18 protein-coding genes are annotated in these 18,791 nt (G+C 68.5%); 14 read left to right on the forward strand and 4 right to left on the reverse strand.

The genetic code is table 11. The annotated features are described in order from the left end of the window. The first annotated feature begins 32 nt into the window (after positions 1–32). On the forward strand, positions 33–1,220 hold the full coding sequence (gene moeZ / locus EBN03_RS02255) for an adenylyltransferase/sulfurtransferase MoeZ (RefSeq protein WP_407671070.1): 1,188 nt from the start codon (positions 33–35) through the stop codon (positions 1,218–1,220). 97 nt (positions 1,221–1,317) lie between these two features. Further along, the gene (locus EBN03_RS02260; RefSeq protein ID WP_122186126.1) at positions 1,318–2,166 is read left to right on the forward strand and encodes a TIGR02569 family protein; all 849 of its coding nucleotides are present in this window, start codon (positions 1,318–1,320) and stop codon (positions 2,164–2,166) included. A 48-nt stretch (positions 2,167–2,214) separates the two neighbouring features. On the opposite strand, the gene EBN03_RS02265 is transcribed toward EBN03_RS02260, so the two are convergent. Then, the gene (locus EBN03_RS02265; protein WP_122186127.1) at positions 2,215–2,883 is read right to left on the reverse strand and encodes a FadR/GntR family transcriptional regulator; all 669 of its coding nucleotides are present in this window, start codon (positions 2,881–2,883) and stop codon (positions 2,215–2,217) included. 296 nt (positions 2,884–3,179) lie between these two features. Between EBN03_RS02265 and EBN03_RS02270 the strand changes: the two genes are divergently transcribed. The 5 genes from EBN03_RS02270 (at position 3,180) to EBN03_RS02290 (ending at position 9,743) form a co-directional block, all read left to right on the forward strand. Next, a complete protein-coding gene (locus tag EBN03_RS02270; RefSeq protein WP_122186128.1) occupies positions 3,180–4,703 on the forward strand; it encodes a nitrate/nitrite transporter in 1,524 nt (507 codons plus the stop codon). Between the two features lie 36 nt (positions 4,704–4,739). Beyond that, on the forward strand, positions 4,740–7,259 hold the full coding sequence (gene nirB / locus EBN03_RS02275) for a nitrite reductase large subunit NirB (RefSeq protein ID WP_233608056.1): 2,520 nt from the start codon (positions 4,740–4,742) through the stop codon (positions 7,257–7,259). A gap of 152 nt (positions 7,260–7,411) precedes the next feature. Beyond that, positions 7,412–7,807, forward strand: coding sequence for a nitrite reductase small subunit NirD (gene nirD / locus EBN03_RS02280; RefSeq protein ID WP_122186129.1), 396 nt, complete (start codon positions 7,412–7,414; stop codon positions 7,805–7,807). Then, a complete protein-coding gene (locus tag EBN03_RS02285) occupies positions 7,807–9,033 on the forward strand; it encodes a uroporphyrinogen-III synthase (RefSeq protein WP_122186130.1) in 1,227 nt (408 codons plus the stop codon). Before nirD ends, EBN03_RS02285 begins: the two co-directional genes overlap by 1 nt. Positions 9,034–9,038: 5 nt before the next feature. Beyond that, a complete protein-coding gene (locus EBN03_RS02290) occupies positions 9,039–9,743 on the forward strand; it encodes a sirohydrochlorin chelatase (protein ID WP_122186749.1) in 705 nt (234 codons plus the stop codon). A 14-nt stretch (positions 9,744–9,757) separates the two neighbouring features. Here EBN03_RS02290 and EBN03_RS34440 read toward each other — a convergent pair whose 3' ends face one another. Next, a complete protein-coding gene (locus tag EBN03_RS34440) occupies positions 9,758–9,919 on the reverse strand; it encodes a hypothetical protein (RefSeq protein WP_199742566.1) in 162 nt (53 codons plus the stop codon). A gap of 229 nt (positions 9,920–10,148) precedes the next feature. Further along, a complete protein-coding gene (locus EBN03_RS02300) occupies positions 10,149–10,994 on the reverse strand; it encodes a 3-hydroxybutyryl-CoA dehydrogenase (protein ID WP_122186132.1) in 846 nt (281 codons plus the stop codon). Between the two features lie 222 nt (positions 10,995–11,216). On the opposite strand from EBN03_RS02300, the gene EBN03_RS02305 reads away from it, so the two are divergent. Continuing rightward, positions 11,217–11,663 carry a VOC family protein gene (locus EBN03_RS02305; protein ID WP_122186750.1) on the forward strand — a complete coding sequence of 149 codons (447 nt, stop codon included), beginning with the start codon at positions 11,217–11,219 and terminating at the stop codon, positions 11,661–11,663. Between the two features lie 69 nt (positions 11,664–11,732). On the opposite strand, the gene EBN03_RS02310 is transcribed toward EBN03_RS02305, so the two are convergent. After that, positions 11,733–13,370: an MFS transporter gene (locus tag EBN03_RS02310; RefSeq protein WP_233608057.1), complete on the reverse strand. Its 1,638-nt coding sequence runs from the start codon at positions 13,368–13,370 to the stop codon at positions 11,733–11,735. Positions 13,371–13,511: 141 nt separating this feature from the next. On the opposite strand from EBN03_RS02310, the gene EBN03_RS33965 reads away from it, so the two are divergent. From EBN03_RS33965 to EBN03_RS02335, 6 genes are all read left to right on the forward strand, one after another. Continuing rightward, entirely contained in the window at positions 13,512–13,682 is a 171-nt protein-coding gene (locus EBN03_RS33965) for a KOW domain-containing RNA-binding protein (RefSeq protein ID WP_158675507.1), read from the forward strand. Between the two features lie 96 nt (positions 13,683–13,778). Then, positions 13,779–15,668 (forward strand): serine/threonine-protein kinase, encoded by a 1,890-nt coding sequence (locus tag EBN03_RS02315; RefSeq protein WP_122186133.1) that lies wholly within the window; start codon positions 13,779–13,781, stop codon positions 15,666–15,668. A 58-nt stretch (positions 15,669–15,726) separates the two neighbouring features. Beyond that, positions 15,727–17,628 (forward strand): serine/threonine-protein kinase, encoded by a 1,902-nt coding sequence (locus tag EBN03_RS02320; protein WP_122186134.1) that lies wholly within the window; start codon positions 15,727–15,729, stop codon positions 17,626–17,628. 38 nt (positions 17,629–17,666) lie between these two features. Beyond that, the gene (locus EBN03_RS33970; RefSeq protein ID WP_158675508.1) at positions 17,667–18,077 is read left to right on the forward strand and encodes a GlcG/HbpS family heme-binding protein; all 411 of its coding nucleotides are present in this window, start codon (positions 17,667–17,669) and stop codon (positions 18,075–18,077) included. Positions 18,078–18,143: 66 nt separating this feature from the next. Further along, complete coding sequence (locus EBN03_RS02330; protein ID WP_122186136.1) at positions 18,144–18,476, forward strand: WXG100 family type VII secretion target; 333 nt, start codon at positions 18,144–18,146, stop codon at positions 18,474–18,476. Between the two features lie 2 nt (positions 18,477–18,478). After that, complete coding sequence (locus EBN03_RS02335) at positions 18,479–18,778, forward strand: WXG100 family type VII secretion target (RefSeq protein ID WP_122186137.1); 300 nt, start codon at positions 18,479–18,481, stop codon at positions 18,776–18,778. Positions 18,779–18,791: the final 13 nt, after the last annotated feature.

Raw genomic sequence — 18,791 nt, forward strand, 5'->3', positions numbered from 1 at the left:
GATCGGCGAATTCGATGCGAGGAGTTCAAACGGTGTCAGCATCACCCAAGTCCCTGCCGCCACTGGTCGAGCCGGCAGCGGAACTGACCAAGGACGAGGTCGCCCGGTACAGCCGGCACCTCATCATCCCCGATGTGGGGATGACCGGTCAGAAGCGGCTGAAGAACGCCCGAGTGCTGGTGATCGGCGCGGGTGGTCTGGGTTCGCCGGCGCTGCTGTACCTGGCCGCGGCCGGGGTCGGCACCCTGGGCATCGTCGAGTTCGACGAGGTCGACATGTCGAACCTGCAACGGCAGGTGATCCACGGCGAATCCGATATCGGCAAGTCGAAGGCGGACAGCGCCAAGGAGTCGATCCTCGAGATCAACTCCAGCATCAATGTCGAACTGCACAAGATCCGCCTCGAGCCCGAGAACGCGGTCGAACTGTTCTCCCGCTACGACCTGATCGTCGACGGCACCGACAATTTCGCCACCCGCTACCTGGTCAACGACGCCGCGGTGCTGGCCGGTAAGCCGTACGTGTGGGGCTCGATCTACCGGTTCGAGGGCCAGGCGTCGGTGTTCTGGGAGGACGCCCCCGACGGCCGTGGCATCAACTACCGCGACCTGTACCCGGAGGCGCCGCCGCCGGGCATGGTTCCGTCCTGCGCCGAGGGCGGCGTGCTGGGCGTGCTGTGCGCGTCCATTGGCTCGATCATGGTCACCGAGGCGATCAAGCTGATCTGCGGTATCGGTGAGACCCTGCTCGGCCGGCTCATGGTCTACGACGCCCTGGACATGACCTACCGGACCATCAAGCTGCGCCGCGACCCGGAACGGCAGCCGATCACCGGTCTGATCGACTACGAGGCGTTCTGCGGTGTGGTGTCCGAGGAGGGCCAGGCCGCCGCGTTCGGTTCCACGATCACCGCGCGCGAGCTCAAGGAGATGCTCGACGCCGGCAAGGACGTGGCGATCATCGACGTCCGCGAACCGGTCGAGTGGGAGATCGTGCGGATCGAGGGCGCGACCTTGATCCCGAAGGACCGGATCCTGTCCGGTGAGGCGCTGGCCGAGCTGCCGCAGAACACCCCGATCGTGCTGCACTGCAAGACCGGTATCCGGTCGGCCGAGGCGCTGGCCGCGCTGAAGCGGGCCGGTTTCGCCGATGCCACGCATCTGCAGGGCGGCATCGTGGCCTGGGCCAGCCAGATCGACCCCAGCCTGCCGGTCTACTGATCGCGCAGCGGCACCCGCCGGCCGGGGGAGACCCCGCCGGCGGCCTGTTCGGCGCGGCGCGCCGGACAGTGCCCCGGGACAGAGTTACGGTACGGCCGTGAATGCAGTGGAACCTCCCGCGCACGTGCTGGCGACCTTCGGGCTGCGGTCGGTGCAGCCGGTTCCGCTCGACGACTGGGGCGGAGCCTGGCGCTGCGGCGATCTGTTGCTGACCCCGGTCGCCGACCACGCCCGCGCGGCCTGGTCGGCGAAGGTCCGCGAGTCGCTGCGGGTCGACGGTGTGCGGCTGGCGCGTCCGGTGCGCGGCACCGACGGCCGTTACGTGGTCTCGGGCTGGCGGGCCGATACCCATATCGCGGGCACGGCCGAGCCGCGCTACGACGAGGTGGTGTCGCTGTCGCTGCGACTACATCAGGCGACCGCGAGTTTGGAGCGCCCGCGGTTCCTGGGCGCGCAACCGTTGTCGCCGTGGGGTGAGATCGATGTGTTCGCGGTCGCCGACAACGCGGCCTGGGATCCGGCGCCGGCGCGCAGTGTGCAGGCGGCCGGCGGGGTCGGCACCACGCCGGACTGCCGTCGCAGTCTCGAGTTGCTGGTGCAGTTGTCCACATTGCGCCGTCCGGTGCAGGCCGCGCCGCAGCTGGTGCACGGCGACCTGTTCGGCACCGTCCTGTTCGCGGGTCCGGCGGAACCCGGCTTGACCGATCTGACGCCGTATTGGCGGCCGGTAGTGTGGGCGGCCGCGGTGATCGTGGTGGACGCGGTGTCCTGGGGCGGCGCGGACGCGGGGTTGCTGGATCGCTGGTCGGATCTGCCGGAGTGGCCGCAGATGTTGTTGCGGGCCGTGCTTTTCCGGCTCGCCGTGCACACCTTGCATCCGCGCTCGACACCCGACGCCTTGGCCGGACTCGCGCACACGGCCGACATGATCCGGTTGCGGCTGTAGTTCGATTTCCCGGCGGCCGTTATTGCGGCGGACCGTGATCCGTTGCGGCTAGTCGTATTCCGCGAGCACGACCCGGTGCAGTCCGTCGGCCGCGGTCGCGGCCCGGTCGGGGTCACCGGCCTCGATCGCCGCCACCAGTTCGATGTGCTCGGCGTTGTAGCGCTCGGTGGAGTGCCCGTCGGACACCCGGGACCGAAGTGCCTGGTCGAGCACCGGAATCAGCGATTCATAGAACTCCAGATAAACGGCATTGTGACTCGCGGATACCACTGCGCGATGTAATGCGGTGTCCAATTCGAATCGCTCCGGCGAAACGGTGTCGCACGCCACGTTACGGTCGTTCACGCACTGCCATAATGTCGCGATATCGGTCTCGTCACGCCGTTCGGCGGCCAGTCGCGCGGCGGCATTGTCGAGTACGCGGCGCAGTTCGAACACGTCGCGCTGTCGGGCGGCGGCGAAATATTTCGACAGCGCGCCACCCAGATCGGATTGGCCGATGACATAGGTGCCCGAGCCTTGACGGCGCTCGAGCATGCCGGCATGCACAAGTGCCTGGACAGCTTCGCGCACGGTGTTGCGGCCGGTCCCGGTGAGCTCGGTGAGCTCCGGTTCGGTCGGGATCCGGCTGCCGACCGCCCAGCGGCCGGACCTGATCTCCGTGCGCAACTGCTCGGTGACCTGGGCGATGAGGCTGGTTCGCCGGACGGGTTGCACGCGTGACAGATTACCCCCGCAATCCCGGGAAACTAGGCATCGTCCCGTCATGGGACGACTTCGGGCCGTCGTCCGGGTGGGGCGGCTCACCCGCGACCGGTGGGTAATTCCGCCTCCCGGTGACATTCCGACAATGCCTTTGTCATCTGCCGGAAACAAAGCGCAATTCTCACCGACGCGGAAATTGACGCGTGAGTAACCGTTGATTCGCGTGTCATCGAAAGCAGCACGGGCGCAATACCCGGTCCCTACCGTTGATTCCAATCGGATCGCAGGAGGGCACAGTGAGTACGTTGATGAGGAATCACGACATCGAGCATTGGGATGCCGAGGATGTCGACGCGTGGGAGGCCGGCGGTAAGGACGTCGCCCGCCGGAACCTGATCTGGTCGGTGTTCGCCGAGCACGTCGGATTCTCGGTGTGGTCGATCTGGTCGGTCATGGTGCTGTTCATGCCGATGGACGTGTTCCACATCGATCCCGCGGGCAAGTTCTTCCTGGGCGCGGTGCCCACCCTGGTGGGCTCCATCCTGCGGGTGCCCTACACCGTGGCGACGGCCCGCTTCGGCGGCCGCAACTGGACCATCTTCAGCGCAGGCCTGCTGCTGATCCCCACCCTGCTGACCCTGTACTTCATCAATCAGCCGCACACCTCGTACACGACCTTCATCATCATCGGTGCGCTGGCGGGCTTCGGTGGCGGCAACTTCGCGTCGTCGATGACGAACATCAACGCCTTCTACCCCCAGCGGCTCAAGGGCTGGGCACTCGGGATGAACGCCGGCGGCGGCAACATCGGTGTGCCGGCCATTCAGTTGGTCGGTCTCGGCGTCATCGCTCTCTTCGGCAGCAAGTACCACAACGCCTCCTACGTCTGTGCCGTCTACCTGGTTCTGATCGCGGCCGGCGCCATCGGTGCCGCGTTGTACATGGACAACCTGCGCAACCAGCAGGCGAACCTCGGCTACATGCTCGAGGCGCTGCGGGTTCCGCAGTCGTGGGCGATCGCCTTCTTGTACATCGGCACCTTCGGTAGCTTCATCGGTTTCGGTTTCGCTTTCGGCCAAGTGCTCAACATCAGCTTCACCGCCGATCTGAAGGCGCAGGCGGCACTGATCGCCGTCCCGGCCGCCAAGGCCGCCGCCATGAAGGCCGTCGCCGGCAAAGCGTCGCTGCACGCCGCCCAGATCGCCTTCATCGGCCCGCTGCTCGGCTCGCTGGTCCGTCCGCTCGGCGGTAAGTGGGCCGACAAGATCGGCGGCAGCAAGGTCACCCTCTACACCTTCATCGGCATGACCGCCGCCGCGATCCTGATCGCCATGGCCAGCACGCAGGCCGACCACCACGGCGGTGTGGCCAAGGGCGGCGTCATGACGATGCTGGTGATCGCCTTCCTCATCCTGTTCGTCCTCACCGGTATCGGGAACGGCGCGGTCACCAAGCTGATCCCGTCGGTGTTCGACGCCAAGTCCAAGAGCATCGACGGCACCGCCAAGGAGCAGGCCGTCTGGTCGCAGAACACCGCCGGCGCCCTGATCGGTTTCGTCGGCGCCTTCGGTGGCCTGGGTGGTGTCGCGATCAACCTGGTGCTGCGCAGCTCCTACAACTCGACCAAATCGGCCACCACGGCCTTCTGGATCTTCATGGCCTTCTACGTGGTGTGCGCGGTGGTCTGCTGGGCGGTCTTCATGCGCCGGCCGAGCGCCCGCGGTGTCGCGCTCGCTCCCGCCGCTGCCGAACCGGCCGTGGTCACCGAGGCCGAGGCGGTCGTCCTCGAGGCGGAGGCCGACGGAACCACGACCTCGACGGCTTCGGCCTGACCTGACCTGAACGAATCACGACGGAGGACAGCAGTCATGAACAACATCGCTCGCAAGACCGCAGTGGTCATCGGTCACGGCATGGTCGGTCACCGGTTCGTCGAGGCCCTGCGTGCGCGCGACACCGACGGCCGGTGGCGGGTGGTGGTGCTCAGCGAGGAGTCGCTGGCCGCCTACGACCGGGTCGGGCTGTCCTCCTACGTGGGTAACTGGGAGCCGAGCGCGCTCGCACTGCCCGGCAACGAGTACGCCGGCGACGACCTGGTCGACCTGCGCCTGGGCGTCGGTGGTGCCGCCATCGACCGCGAGGCCCGCAAGGTCACCACCACGACCGGCGAGGTACTCGACTACGACGCCCTGGTCCTGGCCACCGGCTCGTACGCCTTCGTCCCGCCGGTGCCCGGCCACGACCACGACAACTGCTTCGTCTACCGCACGATCGAGGACCTGGACGGGATCCGCGCCGCCGCCGACGCGGCCGGCCCGGGCGCGGTCGGTGTGGTGGTCGGCGGTGGTCTGCTCGGCCTGGAGGCCGCCAACGCGCTGCGGCTGATGGGCATGACCCCGCACGTGGTCGAGTTCGCGCCGCGGCTGATGCCGGTGCAGGTCGACGAGGGCGGTGGCGCGATCCTGGAGAAGCTGGTCACCGATCTGGGCCTGCACGTGCACACCGGGGTCGGCACCGCGGCCATCGAGGACACCGAAACCGGTGTGTCGGTGAAGCTTTCGGACGACTCGGTGATCGACGCCGCGCTGGTGGTCTTCTCCGCCGGTATCCGGCCGCGCGACGGGATCGCCCGCGACGCCGGCTTGGAGATCGGTACCCGCGGCGGTGTGGTCACCGACCTGAGCATGGTCACCTCGGACCCGAACATCTACGCCGTCGGTGAGGTCGCCGCGGTCGAAGGTGTCTGCTACGGCCTGGTCGCACCGGGTTACACGACGGCCGAGATCGTCGCCGACCGCCTGCTCGGCGGCCAGGGCGAGTTCCCGGGCGCGGACCTGTCCACCAAGCTGAAGCTGCTCGGCGTAGACGTGGCCTCCTTCGGTGACGCGTTCGGCAAGACCGAAGGCGCGCTGTCGGTGGTGCTGCACGACGCCGCCAAGGGCACCTACGCCAAGCTCGTCGTCTCCGACGACGCGAAGACCCTGCTGGGCGGCATCCTGGTCGGTGACGCGTCGGCGTATTCCACGCTGCGCCCGCTGGTCGGCAGCCCGCTGCCGGCCGAACCGGCGGCGCTGATCTCCCCGGCCGGCGCCGAACTGGGGGCCGACGCACTGCCCGACGACGCCCAGATCTGTTCCTGCAACAACGTTTCCAAGGGCGCGATCTGCGGTGCGATCGCCGACGGCGCCTGCGACATCGTGGGCATCAAGAGCTGCACCAACGCCGGAACCTCTTGCGGCGGTTGCGTTCCCATGCTCAAGAAGCTGCTCGAGCAGTCGGGTGTGGCGCAGTCCAAGGCGCTGTGCGAGCACTTCGAGCAGTCGCGCCAGGAGCTGTTCCACATCGTGGCGGGCACCGGTATCCGCAAGTTCTCCGAGCTGGTCGCCAAGCACGGCAAGGGATCCGGCTGCGACATCTGCAAGCCGACCGTCGCCTCGATCCTGGCCTCCACCTCGAGCGACCACATCCTCGACGGTGAGCAGGCCGCGCTGCAGGACACCAACGACCACTTCCTGGCCAACCTGCAGAAGAACGGCACCTACTCGGTGGTGCCGCGGATGCCCGGTGGTGAGGTGACCGCCGACCAGCTGATCGAGATCGGCAGCATCGCAAAGGATTTCGATCTCTATGTGAAGGTCACCGGTGGTCAGCGGATCGACCTGTTCGGCGCCCGCGTCGACCAGCTGCCCGCGATCTGGCAGCGGCTGGTGGACGCCGGCATGGAATCCGGTCACGCCTACGGCAAGTCGCTGCGCACCGTGAAGAGCTGCGTCGGGTCCACCTGGTGCCGCTACGGCCAGCAGGACTCGGTCGGCATGGCCGTGCTGCTGGAGAAGCGCTACCGCGGCCTGCGGTCCCCGCACAAGCTGAAGCTAGCCGTCTCGGGCTGTGCCCGCGAGTGCGCGGAGGCCCGCGGCAAGGACGTCGGCGTGATCGCCACCGAGAACGGCTGGAACCTCTACGTCGGCGGCAACGGCGGCCTCACCCCCAAGCACGCGGTGCTGCTCGCCGGTGAACTCGACGACGAGACGCTGATCCGCTACATCGACCGCTACCTGATGTTCTACATCCGCACCGCCGACCGGCTGCAGCGCACCGCACCCTGGCAGGAAGCGCTCGACGGTGGCCTCGATTACCTGAAGTCGGTCGTGTGTGACGACTCTCTCGGTATCGCCGCCGAACTCGAGGAAGCCATGGCCCGCCACGTCGACGGCTACAAGGACGAGTGGGCGGCGGTGCTGGAGGATCCGGCGAAGCTGTCGCGCTTCGTGTCCTTCGTCAACGCGCCCGAGGAGACCGACCCGACCATTGCCTTCGACAACTCCGGTGAGCGCAAGGTGCCGGTGCTGTTGGGGGTGCCCCAGCTGCCGGTGCGGGCCGGCAACTGAGGCGAATCACCCGGTGGGGCGGCCGTTCTCACTCCCGCCGGGCAGCTGCCGTCACAGCCTCTCTCCACAGGGGAAACGGCCGCGTAATCCGCAGGAAACAGCACGCCGGTACCAATGAGCAACAGGTACCGGCGCTCAGAGGAGATGAACCGATGACTGTGATCGACACACCCAGCCGTACCCAGGTGGGCGTCCGCTCGTGGACGCAGGCCTGCCGCCTCGACCACCTCATCCCGGGCCGTGGCGCGGCGGTTCTGCTGCGGAGCGGACAGCAGGCCGCACTGTTCGTGGTGGCCGACGGTACCCTGTATGCCGTGGGCAATATCGACCCGTTCGGACGGGCCGCGGTGATGTCCCGTGGGATCGTCGGCGACCGCGCCGGCGAGCCGGTCGTGGCCTCGCCGCTGTTGAAGCAGGCGTTCTCGTTGCTGGACGGCCGCTGCCTCGACGACCCGGAGGCCGGCCTACCGGTGTACGCGGTGCGCGTGCTCGACGGCGTCGTCGAGGTCTCCGACCTGCCGGTCGACCCTTACGGTGGTAATTCCTGATGACCGAGCTCGACACCGGTGTACCGCTCAGCGGTTTCACCATCGGCGTGACCGCCGCCCGCCGGGCGGACGAACTCGCCACCCTCCTCGCCCGCCGCGGGGCGACTGTCACCGCGGCACCGGCCATCCGGATCATTCCGCTGGCCGACGACAACGAACTCGAGCGGGTCACCGCCGAGCTGATCGACAACCCACCACAACTCACCATCGCCACCACCGGGATCGGTTTCCGGGGCTGGATGGAGGCGGCCGAGGGCTGGGGCATGGCCGAGGATCTGCGGACGGCCCTGGCCTCGACCCGGCTGCTGGCCCGCGGACCCAAGGCCAAGGGCGCGATCCGGGCCGCGGAGCTGCGGGAGGAGTGGTCGCCGGCCTCCGAGTCCTCCGCCGAGGTGCTCGATCATCTGCTCGCCGCGGGTGTGGAGGGGGTGCGGATCGCGGTCCAGTTGCACGGCGCCACCACCGAGTGGGAGCCGGTGCCGGACTTCTGTGAGGTGCTGCGCTGCGCGGGCGCGGAGGTCGTGCCGGTGCCGGTGTACCGCTGGACGCCCCCGGCGGATCTGACCCTGATCGACCGGATGATCGAGTCGATCATCACCGGCGGCCTGGACTGTGTCACCTTCACCAGTGCTCCCGCGGTGGCGTCGATGTTGATGCGCGCCAAGTCCATCGGCGTGCTGGAGTCGGTGGTGCACGCGCTGCGTACCCGGGTGCTGCCGGCCTGTGTCGGGCCGATCACGGCCGCCCCGCTGGAGGCGCTCGGGGTCCCGACCACGCAGCCCGCGCGGGCCCGTCTGGGCGCACTGGCCCGGCATGTGGCCGAGGAACTTCCCCGGCGCGCCAACCGGATTCACGCCGCCGGCCACGAATTGTCCGTTCGCGGTGCCTGTGTCGTGGTGGACGGTCAGGTGCGTCAGCTCGCGCCGGCGCCGATGGCGTTGATGCGGGCGCTGGCTCGCCGCCCCGGCCGGGTGGTGTCGCGGGAGGATCTGCTGTCCGCGCTGCCCGGCGGCGGTGACGACACCCATGCCGTGGAGACCGGAATCGCCCGGCTGCGTGCGGGTTTGGGCACGCCGAAGGCGATCCAGACCGTGGTCAAACGTGGCTACCGGCTGGCCCTGGACCCCGCGGCTACCGAGAGCGCGGAGTTATCGCAGCCGGTGGCGCCGGCTTTCGGTTCGACCGTGCGGCCCAACCGCCCGACCCCGCTGGCCGGTGTGTGGTGACGATGATCCACGGGGCGGCGCCGGTTCTGGTGGCGCACGGTACTCGCAGTGTGCGCGGTGTCGAGATGATCGGTGAGCTGGCGGTGGCGCTGGCCGCCGAACTCGGCGTCGAGCGGGTGCCCACGGCGTTCGTCGACGTCCTCGGACCCGCGCCGTCGGACCTGCTGCGTGAGCTGAACAATGTTCCGGCCGTGCTGATTCCGGCGTTCCTGGCCTCCGGCTACCACGTCTACCAGGATGTGCCGCGTGAGATCGCCGACAGCGGCCATGACGCGGTCGCCGTCACTCCCGCCCTCGGCCCCGACCCGGTCCTGGCCCGCGTGATGCGCTCCCGTCTGCGCGACGCCGGCTGGCGTCCCGGCGACGCCGTTGTCTTCGCGGCCGCCGGCTCCTCGGATGCCCGCGCCCGCCACGACGTCCGCCGCGCCGCCGCCATGCTCGGCGACCTCCTCGACACCCCCGCCCCGGTCGCCTACATCGCCACCGGCACCCCGCGGGTCGCCGATGTGATTGCCGAGCACCGCAATTCGAGCACCGGCCGCGTCTTCATCGCCTCGTACCTGCTGGCCCACGGCCTCTTCCACCAGCGCCTGCACGAATCCGGCGCCGACGGCGTCGCGGAACCCATCGGCGCCCACCCGGCAGTGGTCCGCCTCCTCGCCTCGCGCTACCACACCGCCGCCCGCGAATTGGTCAGCGCGGCAGCGTAAGACCGAGCCCGTCGCTAAGGGGTGTTCGAGGCCGGGTCCGGGCGTGATCCCGACAACCGGATCACGCCGGCGTCCAGGTCGAGCTCCACGCGGGGTTCGTGTTCCTGCCCGTCGCTGTCCCCACTGCCTTCGTGCTGCAGCTTCTTGCTGGGGAACATTTCACCGATCATGCCCATGAGTCCACGGTAGCCCCGTGGCGCCGCGGATACAGTGAGGGTCGAGGTCCGGTTCGACCAGGTGTATCCGGCGTCGAGCCTATTCAGCCGCATGACGATCACGGGGGCGACCCGGCCTTACGAAACCGACCAATTGCCGCTCGAGTGAAGCGAATCGAGTGATCGGTCCGCGGTATCGATCGGTTCGGGAAGGCCGTGTTCCGGTACTTCCCGAACCGTCCGATCGCACTCAGTAGGTGTAGAAACCGCGCCCGGTCTTGCGGCCGAGGAATCCGGCGTCGACCAGGCGGCGCAGCAGCACCGGCGGGGCGTACTGCTCCTGGCGGAACTCGGCGTAGAGGGATTCGGCGACGGCCAGGCAGATGTCGAGGCCGACGGTGTCGGCGAGGCGCAGCGGGCCCATCGGGTGGGCGCAGCCGGAGACCATGCCCTCGTCGATGTCCTCGGCGGAGGCGAAGCCGGACTCGTACATCCGGATCGCGCTCACGATGTACGGGATGAGCAGGGCGTTGACGATGAAGCCGGCCTGGTCCTTGGCCTCGATGGTGCGCTTGCCGAGCACGTCGCGGGCGAAGGCGTGCATCCGGTCGGCGACCTCGCGGTCGGTCTTCAGCGACACCACGATCTCGACCAGCGGCATCACCGGCACCGGGTTGAAGAAGTGCACGCCCACCACGCGGCCCGGGTTCTGGGTGGCGTTGGCCATCTTGATCACCGGGATCGAGGAGGTGTTGGTGGCCAGGATGGTCTCGGGGGAGACGATGGCGTCCAGCTTGGCGAAGAAGTCGGTCTTGAGCGACTCGATCTCTGGTGCGGCCTCGATGACCAGCTCGCGGTCGGCGAACTCACCGATGTCGGTGGTCAGGGTGATGCGGGCGACGGCCGCGTCGGCGTCCTCCTGCGACAGCTTGCCGGCCTTCACACCGCGCGCGATCGACTTCTCGATGCGGGCCTGAGCGGCCGCCGCGGCGTCGGCGTCGCGCTCGAGCACCAGCACCGAACTGCCGGCCTTGGCCGCCACCTCGGCGATTCCGGCACCCATGGTGCCGCCGCCGATCACACCGATACGCTCCACGTCATCTCCTTCGTTCTCCGGCCTGTGAGCTGCGTCACCGCAGGTAGCCGGTCGTTTTCGACCCGACAAGTGTGTCAGGTTCGTCCGTTTCGCACCGAACTCGGGTGCGGATCGGGGGTGGGCGAAAAGTTTCTCCGAAAAATGTGTGCGGATGTGTCGAGCCTGACGTAGCGGCTCCGACCCATGGGTGACAGTAACTTCAACCCAACCGAGGAGCCCGTCATGACCACCACCGTCACCTCGTTCGTCTGGTTCGACTCCGCCGCCGAGCAGGCCGCCGAGTACTACACCCAGCAGATCCCCGGCTCGAAGATCACCGGCATCACCCGCAACCCCGACGGTTCGGCGTTCATCGTCGAACTGGAGCTGGCCGGCCACTCGGTCACGCTGCTCAACGGCGGCCCGGCCCACCCGCACACCGACGCGTTCTCGCTGCAGGTGATCGTCGACGGCCAGGCCGAGGTCGACCGCCTCTGGGACGCCCTCACCGCCGACGGCGGCAAGCCCGGCCCGTGCGGCTGGCTCACCGACCGCTGGGGCCTGTCCTGGCAGGTCGTCCCCAGCGAGCTGCCCGCCCTGATGGGCGAGAACCCCGCTGCGGTCGGCACCGCCATCCGCACCATGTCCAAGCTGGACCTCGAGGCCCTGCGCGCCGCCGCCCGCAGCTGAATCGGATTGCACCCGAGGCCGGTTCGCGTTCCCTGCCACAGCACGGAACGCGAACCGGCAAGCGCGAACCTATGCCCCGGTGTCCTTGCGGCCGCTGCGGGCCCGCAGCACGGTCGAGCCGATCAGGCCCAAGACCAAAAAGCCGGCGGCCGTGAACAGCGCGGCCCGGGTCGCGTCGGCGAAGCCCTCGGACAGGGCAGTGGTGATCCGCGGGCCGGTCACGCCGAAGCCGCTCCGCTCACCCTGGGCGCGCAGACCGGAGATGGTCCCGCCGGCGGAGTCGCGGGTCGCAGTCACCAGACCCTGCGTCGCGGCCGGCGGAAGATAGCCGACGGACTCCAGCCGGTGCGGCAGGTTGTGTGCCAGCCCGATCGACAGGACCGCGCCCAGAATCGCGGCGCCCAGTGCCGCTCCGAGTTGGCGCACCGTGCTCTGCGTGGCCGAGCCTTGCCCCGACTTCTCGGCTGGAATATCCACCAGCACAGTCCCGGTGAGCTGTGCCGAAGCGAGGCCCAGCCCGGTGCCGTACACCGCGAGCAGCGCGGCCACCAGCCACGGCGACACGATCGCCGACACGGTCGCGGCCACCGCGAGCACCCCGATCACCTCCAGCGCCAGCCCCGCCACGACCGTGCCGGGCGGGCCGAGTACCGCCGCCACGTGCCGGGCGCCGGCACCGGATGCGAAGGCGCCCAAGGCCATGGCCGCCAGCACCAGTCCGGCGCCCATCGTGGACAGTCCGATCGCGTTGACCAGGAACAACGGCAGCACCAGCAGCAGCCCGAATTCGCCGATCGCCACGGTGAGCGCGGTCAGGTTGCCCCAGCTGAAAGTGGGGATCGCGAACAAACTGAGATCGAGAATCGCGGACCGCCCGCCGCGGGCCCGATGCCGCTCCCACACCACGAACAGCACCAGCGCGACGAGTCCGATCAGGCCGGTCACCGGAACCGCCGACACCGGCGCATGGCGTGGCCAGTGCAGCCCGAACACACTGAACTCCGAGATCGGCCGCCACCAGCCCAGCTGTTGCCCTTCGATGAGAGCGAAGATCGTGCCACCGAATCCGATTGCGCTGAGCTGTAACCCGTCGACGTCGAGCCCCGGCACGGTGATGGTCGCCTTGGTCTCGGGCACGGCGAGCAGCGCACCGGCCAGGACCGCGACCCCGATCGGGATGTTGACCAGGAAGATCCACCGCCAGTTCGCATAGGTGGTCAGGCCGCCGCCCAGCAGGGGCCCCACCGCCGCCATACCGGAGATGACCGCGCCCCACACCGCGAACGCGACGACGCGGTCCTTCCCGCGGAACGTGGCGTTCACGCTTGACAGCGTGGCCGGCAGCACGAACGCCCCGCCGACACCCTGCACTACCCGGGCCGTGATCAACGCGGCCGCGCTGCCCGCGATCGCGGCGAGTCCGCTGCCGGCGAGAAACACCAGCACCCCGGCGATGAACACGGCCCGACGCCCGAGCCGGTCGCCCAGCCGCCCCGCGGTCAGCAGCAGCGCCGCGAAGATCACCGAGTACGCGCTGTTGACCCATTGCGCGTCGGTCAGGTTCAGCCCGAGGTCGTTGATGACGACCGGCAGCGCGACGCCGACGATGGTCCCGTCTACGACGATCATGGACAGCCCGGCGGCCAGCACGCCGAGCCCGATCCAGTCGCGGCGTCCGGCCCGGTGCTCGGTGGTGTCGGCGGTCACGGTCGTCCGGCCCGGGGCGGGGTGGTGGTCTGCATGACGAAATTCTGCCGGTCGCCGTCGTGTCCGGCACAGAGCCGTTCGACCCGTGTCGCTCCTCCTTTCGGAGGAGGACGCCCGGACGCCTGCGCGTAGGATCGGCCCATGGCTGAGGGGTTTTCGGTGGGGGACGTGGTCGCCGTGGAGCGCGGACCGTTCATCGGTTCCTATGGTGTGGTGACCGAAGTGGACTCGGCTCGGGCTCAACTGCGGCTCGAGATCTCCAGCAAGCAAGGCAGCTACGACATCTACGCCGACTACGACGAGGTCGACTAGACCCCCGCTCGGGCTTACTCCGGTTGGCCGAGCCGTCACCGGCGTGCAAGCATGTGCGAGAGGTAGTGCGCGAGCGGGTGGGGGTTGCGAACAACAATGGCTGGGGGGCGATTCGGCCGTTACGAGCTGCTGGACCTGATCGGGCAGGGCGGGATGGGCCAGGTGTACCGGGCGCGCGACACCCTGACCGAACGGACCGTCGCGGTGAAGGTCCTGCATCAGGGCAGCGCCGACCAGGTCACGCAGGAACGTTTCCGGCGGGAGGCGAAAGCCGCTGCAGCACTGGGTAGTCCGCATGTGGTGCCGATCTTCGACTACGGCGATATCGACGGCCGGCTGTTCATCGCCATGCAGTTGCTCGAGGGCGAGGGGCTGGACGCACTGCTGGCCCGGACGGGTCCGTTGCCGGCCGAGCACGCGGTACGGGTGATCGCTCAAGCGGCGGAGGCCTTGCACGCGGCACACGCCGCCGGGCTGGTCCATCGAGATGTCAAGCCGTCCAACCTGTTCGTCACCCCGCGCGGCTTCGTCTATCTGATCGACTTCGGAATCGCCCGTGCGGCAGGGGAATCCGGACTGACCAGCGTGGGTGGCGCGATCGGCACCCTCGCCTACATGGCCCCGGAGCGGTTCTCCTCCGGTGCGGCGGACGCCCGTTCCGATGTGTACGCGCTGGCGTGTGTGCTGTTCGAACTGCTCACCGGCCGCACTCCGTTCCAGGGTCCGATGGAACAGCAGATCGCCGGGCATCTCAGCCTGAACCCGCCGTACCCCAGCACGATTCGGCCCGAGCTGGGGACGCGCTTCGACGCGGTGATCGCCTACGGGATGGCCAAGGATCCGCAGGCCCGCTTCCGGACCGCGCGGGACCTGGCTGCCGCGTGTCACGGCATGCCCGCCGGCTTGCCGCCGCTGCCGTCCGGTCCGTCGAATCCCGCGGTACAGCAGGACGCGGCAGCGTCGCCGGCCCGACGGCGCCGCCGGTGGCCGATTGTGGCCGGTGCGCTGACCGCCGTCGTCGCCCTGGCAGCGGCCACGGTCGGCTATCTCGCGCAGCGTCCGGCACACAGCGCGCCGCCGCTCCCGGCGCAGACGAACTTCGCCGTCGACTTCCCGTTCGCCATCGGCGCCCAGCCGGATGCGGTGGCCGTCGATCAGCCCACGCGCGCAGTCTATTTCGCGAACGCGGGCGACGGCACCGTGACGGTGATCGATTCCGTCGATCACAAGGTGGTGAACACCCTCACCGTCGGCAAGTCGCCCTCCGGCGTGGTGGTGGACTCACCCGGTCACACCGCGTATGTCACGAACGGCGGCGACGGCACCGTGTCGGTGATCGACACGATCTCGCGCACGGTCACCGCCACGATTCCTGCGGGTGGTAGCCCGATCGGTATCGCGCTCGATGCCGATCGGCACGCGCTCTACGTCGCGAACAGCGATGCCCAGACGGTCACCGTGATCGACTCGAAGACTCACGCTCTCGTCCGGACCATTCCGATCGAGAGCAAGGCGACCCCGCTCGGGATCGCGATCGACCCGTCCGCCCACACGGTGTACGTCGCGAACAAGGAGGGGAAGGACCTGACGATCATCGACGCGGTGTCGAATGTGGTGGTCGGCGCCCTGACCGTCGGGGACCAGCCGCGCAGTCTCGCGATCGATGGTGCAACGCACACGGCATATGTCGCCAATATGAGCCAGAACCTGGTGTCGGTGGTCGATCTGTCGTCGCGCAAGGTCACCGCGACCGTTCCGGTGGGCAGCGCACCGTTCGGTGTGGCCGTCGATCCGGAGTTCCGCACCGTGTACGTCGCCGACGCCAACGACATGTCCGTGACGACCCTCGACACCGTCACCCGGAAGGTGACCGCGACGCTGTCGCTGAGCGGGGTCGAGCCGATGGCCGTCGCGGTGGATCCCGGCACGCACTCGGCCTTCGTCGCCGATGTGAAGTCCGGTGTCTCGATCATCCGGCCGCAGTAGGCCGCCTACCCATGTGCAACGGATCGCGCGGCCTGCCGCGGAAAGGCGGAATCGACGAATGACGATGGCGGGGGCACAGTTCGGCCGGTACCGCTTGCTGGAACTGATCGGCGAAGGCGGCATGGGCCGGGTGTATCGGGCGGTCGATACGCTGACCAACCGCGTCGTCGCGTTGAAGGTGCTGCATCCGCGGTTCGCGGCCGATCCGGTGTCGCAGGAACGGTTCCGTCGGGAGGCCAAAGCCGCTGCCGGACTGTCGACTCCGCACGTGGTGCCGATCTTCGACTACGGCGACATCGACGGCCGGCTGTTCATCTGCATGCAGCTGCTCGTCGGTCAGGGGCTGGATTCGCTTCTGGCACAGACCGGTCCGATGCCGGCCGGACAGGCGGTGCACCTGGTCTCCCAGGCCGCGGAGGCGCTGCAGGCCGCCCACGCGGCGGGCCTGGTGCACCGTGACGTCAAGCCGTCCAACCTGTTCGTCGACCCCAACGGGTTCGTCTATCTAGTGGACTTCGGAATCGCCCAGGCCGCAGGCGAATCCGGCTTGACCGGCACCGGTGGCGCGATCGGCACCTTCGCCTACATGGCCCCGGAACGATTCACCGGTGGTGTGGCGGACGCCCGCTCGGATGTGTATTCGCTCGCCGGCGTGCTGTTCGAACTCCTCACGGGGCGTACGCCTTTCCCGGGTGCCGGCCTGGAGCAGCAGATCGCCGGGCACCTCACACAGCCGCCGCCGCGGCCCAGCGACTCTCGCCCGGAGCTGGGTGCGGGCTTCGATGCCGTTGTCGCCCAGGGGATGGCGAAGGATCCCGCCCGTCGCTTCGGCTCCGCCGACGAACTGGCCGCGGCGGCCACCGCGGCCCTGGCGGAGGTCGCGGTGTCGCCGCAGACCGAGCCGGGGCGACCGCGGGAACCGGCCGCCGGTGGCGCCACTCCGGGGCGTGGGCGGCTGCTCCGGATCGGCGTTCTGGCAACGGTTGTGGTGGCGGCGGTGACGGCGGGGGTGGTCTACGCGATGACGCGTACGTCGTCGCACCCGGCCACGGTCCATGCCCAGTTCACCGTGGCCGATCCCCAGCAGCCCTTCGACACCAAGCTGGCCGGTTTGGCGCTCGATCCGGCGGCCCATACCGCGTACACCGTCGATACCAAGGCGAATGTGCTGCGGCTGTACGACACCGGCACCCGCTCCTTCACCGCAACGGTGGATGTCGGGAAGAATCCGCTGGATGTGGCGTTGGATACCGCGAACCACACCGCATACGTCGTCGACTACGACGACGAGACGGTCTCCGTGATCGACACCGATACCCGGGCGGTCACCGCCACCTTCCCCGCCGGCAGCACACCGAACGCGGTGGCCTACGATCCGGGCACGCACGTGCTGTACGTCAGCAACGGCGGTGATCAGGCGGTGTCGGTCATCGATGTGAAAACGCGGGCCGTGGTGAAGCGGATTGCGCTGGACGGCCGGAACTATCCGAACGGGATCGTCGTCGACTCGGCGAATCATCGCGTCTACGTGTCCTACACCTTCGGACCGGCGGTGACGGTGATCGATACCGAGTCTCGGACCGTGACCGCCACGATTCCGGCGGGCAAGACGGCGAGCAGCCTCGGCCTCGATGCCGCGGCGCATCTGGCCTACGTGGGCGATTCCGGGGACAACACTGTCTCGGTGATCGATACGCGGTCGCAGAAATCGCTGGCCACGGTCCCGGTCGGCCATTCGCCGACATCTGTCGCGGTGGATCCGGCCTACCACAATGTCTATGTCGCCAACGCCAATTTCAGCCCGGTCGGCACGGTGTCGGTGATCAATACCGAGTCCCGGACCGTCGTCGCGACCCTGCCCATCCGCGGCTGGCCGGCGAAGGTGGTGGTGGACCCCGGCACGCACATCGTCTACGTCCTCGACGCCTATACCGGAGTGAGTGTCGTCACCCCGGTCTAGGCGGGAATGCCGCAGTCGGCGGGGAGGTTGTGTCGGGCGTGAATGTGACTCTGACACAGGCGGAAACAGTGATCGCGGCCGCGAAGCGGGTCGCGGCGGAGCGGGACGAGAAGGTATCGCTGGCGGTGGTGGACTCCGGTGGGAATCCGGTGGCCTTCGCGCGCGGTGACGGTACGGCGCTGATCACGATCGACACCGCGATCGGTAAGGCGTTCACGGCGGTCACGCTCGGCTTCGACACCACGCACGTGACGCCGCACATCCAGCCGGGGCAGGCCCTGTTCGGCACCGGGCTGACGCTGGCCGGCCCGCGCTCGTTCGTCCCGTACGGTGGCGGCGTGCTGATCACGGTGGACGGCGAAACCATTGGCGCGCTGGGTGTTTCGGGTGCTGCGAGCTCCGACACCGACCACGAGATCGGTGTGGCGGCGGTCGCGCAATTGGGCTAGCGGCCCACTCCACGGTGGTTGTTCCGGCACTATCCAGGCCTACACGGTGGCTGTTAGCATCCGGCCATGACGAATCCTGGGGGGAATACCGAGCTTTCGGTGGTTCCGGATGAAGTGAAGACGGTGGGCAAGTACGCCGCCGATCTTGCCGAGGTCCTGCAGAATGCGCTGAGCCGAGTCGACACCGAGGTGCAGAGCTTGTTGAAGGGCGGGTGGAGCGGTGATGCCGCCACCCACTTCAGCAAGGGCTGGACCGATTGCCAGACCGGTGGCAAGGACACCTTCGAGGCGCTGGCCGATATCGCGTCCAAGCTCGGTTCGGCGGCGTCCGGGTTCGACGAGAAGGACAATCAGTTCGCCTCCGAGCTGTCCACCCTCGACCTTCCGCCGGTGGGGTAGCGATGAGTGAATTCAGCGTCGACCTGGACAAACTCGACAATATCGTCATCCAGCTGAAGAACCTGAACTCGTTCTTCACCGAGCATCTGACCGAACTCGAGCAGCGGATCGGCCAGCTGCACAGCGGTGGTAAGTGGGACGGTGTGGCGGCCGCCGCGCACCAGGAGGCCCACGACATCTGGTCCAAGGGCGCGCAGGAGCTCAACGACGCGATCGCCGCCATGTCCACCGCCGGCCGCGAAGCGCACACGGCCTACACCGACGCCAAGACCGCGAACGGCAAGATCTTCCCCAGCGGCTGAGCTGTCCGGGACG

It is taken from the genome of Nocardia stercoris (assembly GCF_003696265.1).
Lineage (GTDB): Bacteria > Actinomycetota > Actinomycetes > Mycobacteriales > Mycobacteriaceae > Nocardia > Nocardia stercoris.

Excerpts from the sequence above, each read along its gene's own strand:
- EBN03_RS02330 (WP_122186136.1), top strand. The coding sequence starts at position 18,144 with ATGACGAATCCTGGGGGGAATACCGAGCTTTCGGTGGTTCCGGATGAA.
- EBN03_RS02305 (WP_122186750.1), top strand. The coding sequence starts at position 11,217 with ATGACCACCACCGTCACCTCGTTCGTCTGGTTCGACTCCGCCGCCGAG.
- EBN03_RS34440 (WP_199742566.1), bottom strand. The coding sequence starts at position 9,919 with ATGGGCATGATCGGTGAAATGTTCCCCAGCAAGAAGCTGCAGCACGAA.
- EBN03_RS02320 (WP_122186134.1), top strand. The coding sequence starts at position 15,727 with ATGACGATGGCGGGGGCACAGTTCGGCCGGTACCGCTTGCTGGAACTG.
- nirB (WP_233608056.1), top strand. The coding sequence starts at position 4,740 with ATGAACAACATCGCTCGCAAGACCGCAGTGGTCATCGGTCACGGCATG.
- EBN03_RS02270 (WP_122186128.1), top strand. The coding sequence starts at position 3,180 with ATGAGGAATCACGACATCGAGCATTGGGATGCCGAGGATGTCGACGCG.
- EBN03_RS02335 (WP_122186137.1), top strand. The coding sequence starts at position 18,479 with ATGAGTGAATTCAGCGTCGACCTGGACAAACTCGACAATATCGTCATC.
- nirD (WP_122186129.1), top strand. The coding sequence starts at position 7,412 with ATGACTGTGATCGACACACCCAGCCGTACCCAGGTGGGCGTCCGCTCG.
- EBN03_RS33965 (WP_158675507.1), top strand. The coding sequence starts at position 13,512 with ATGGCTGAGGGGTTTTCGGTGGGGGACGTGGTCGCCGTGGAGCGCGGA.
- EBN03_RS02285 (WP_122186130.1), top strand. The coding sequence starts at position 7,807 with ATGACCGAGCTCGACACCGGTGTACCGCTCAGCGGTTTCACCATCGGC.
- EBN03_RS02315 (WP_122186133.1), top strand. The coding sequence starts at position 13,779 with ATGGCTGGGGGGCGATTCGGCCGTTACGAGCTGCTGGACCTGATCGGG.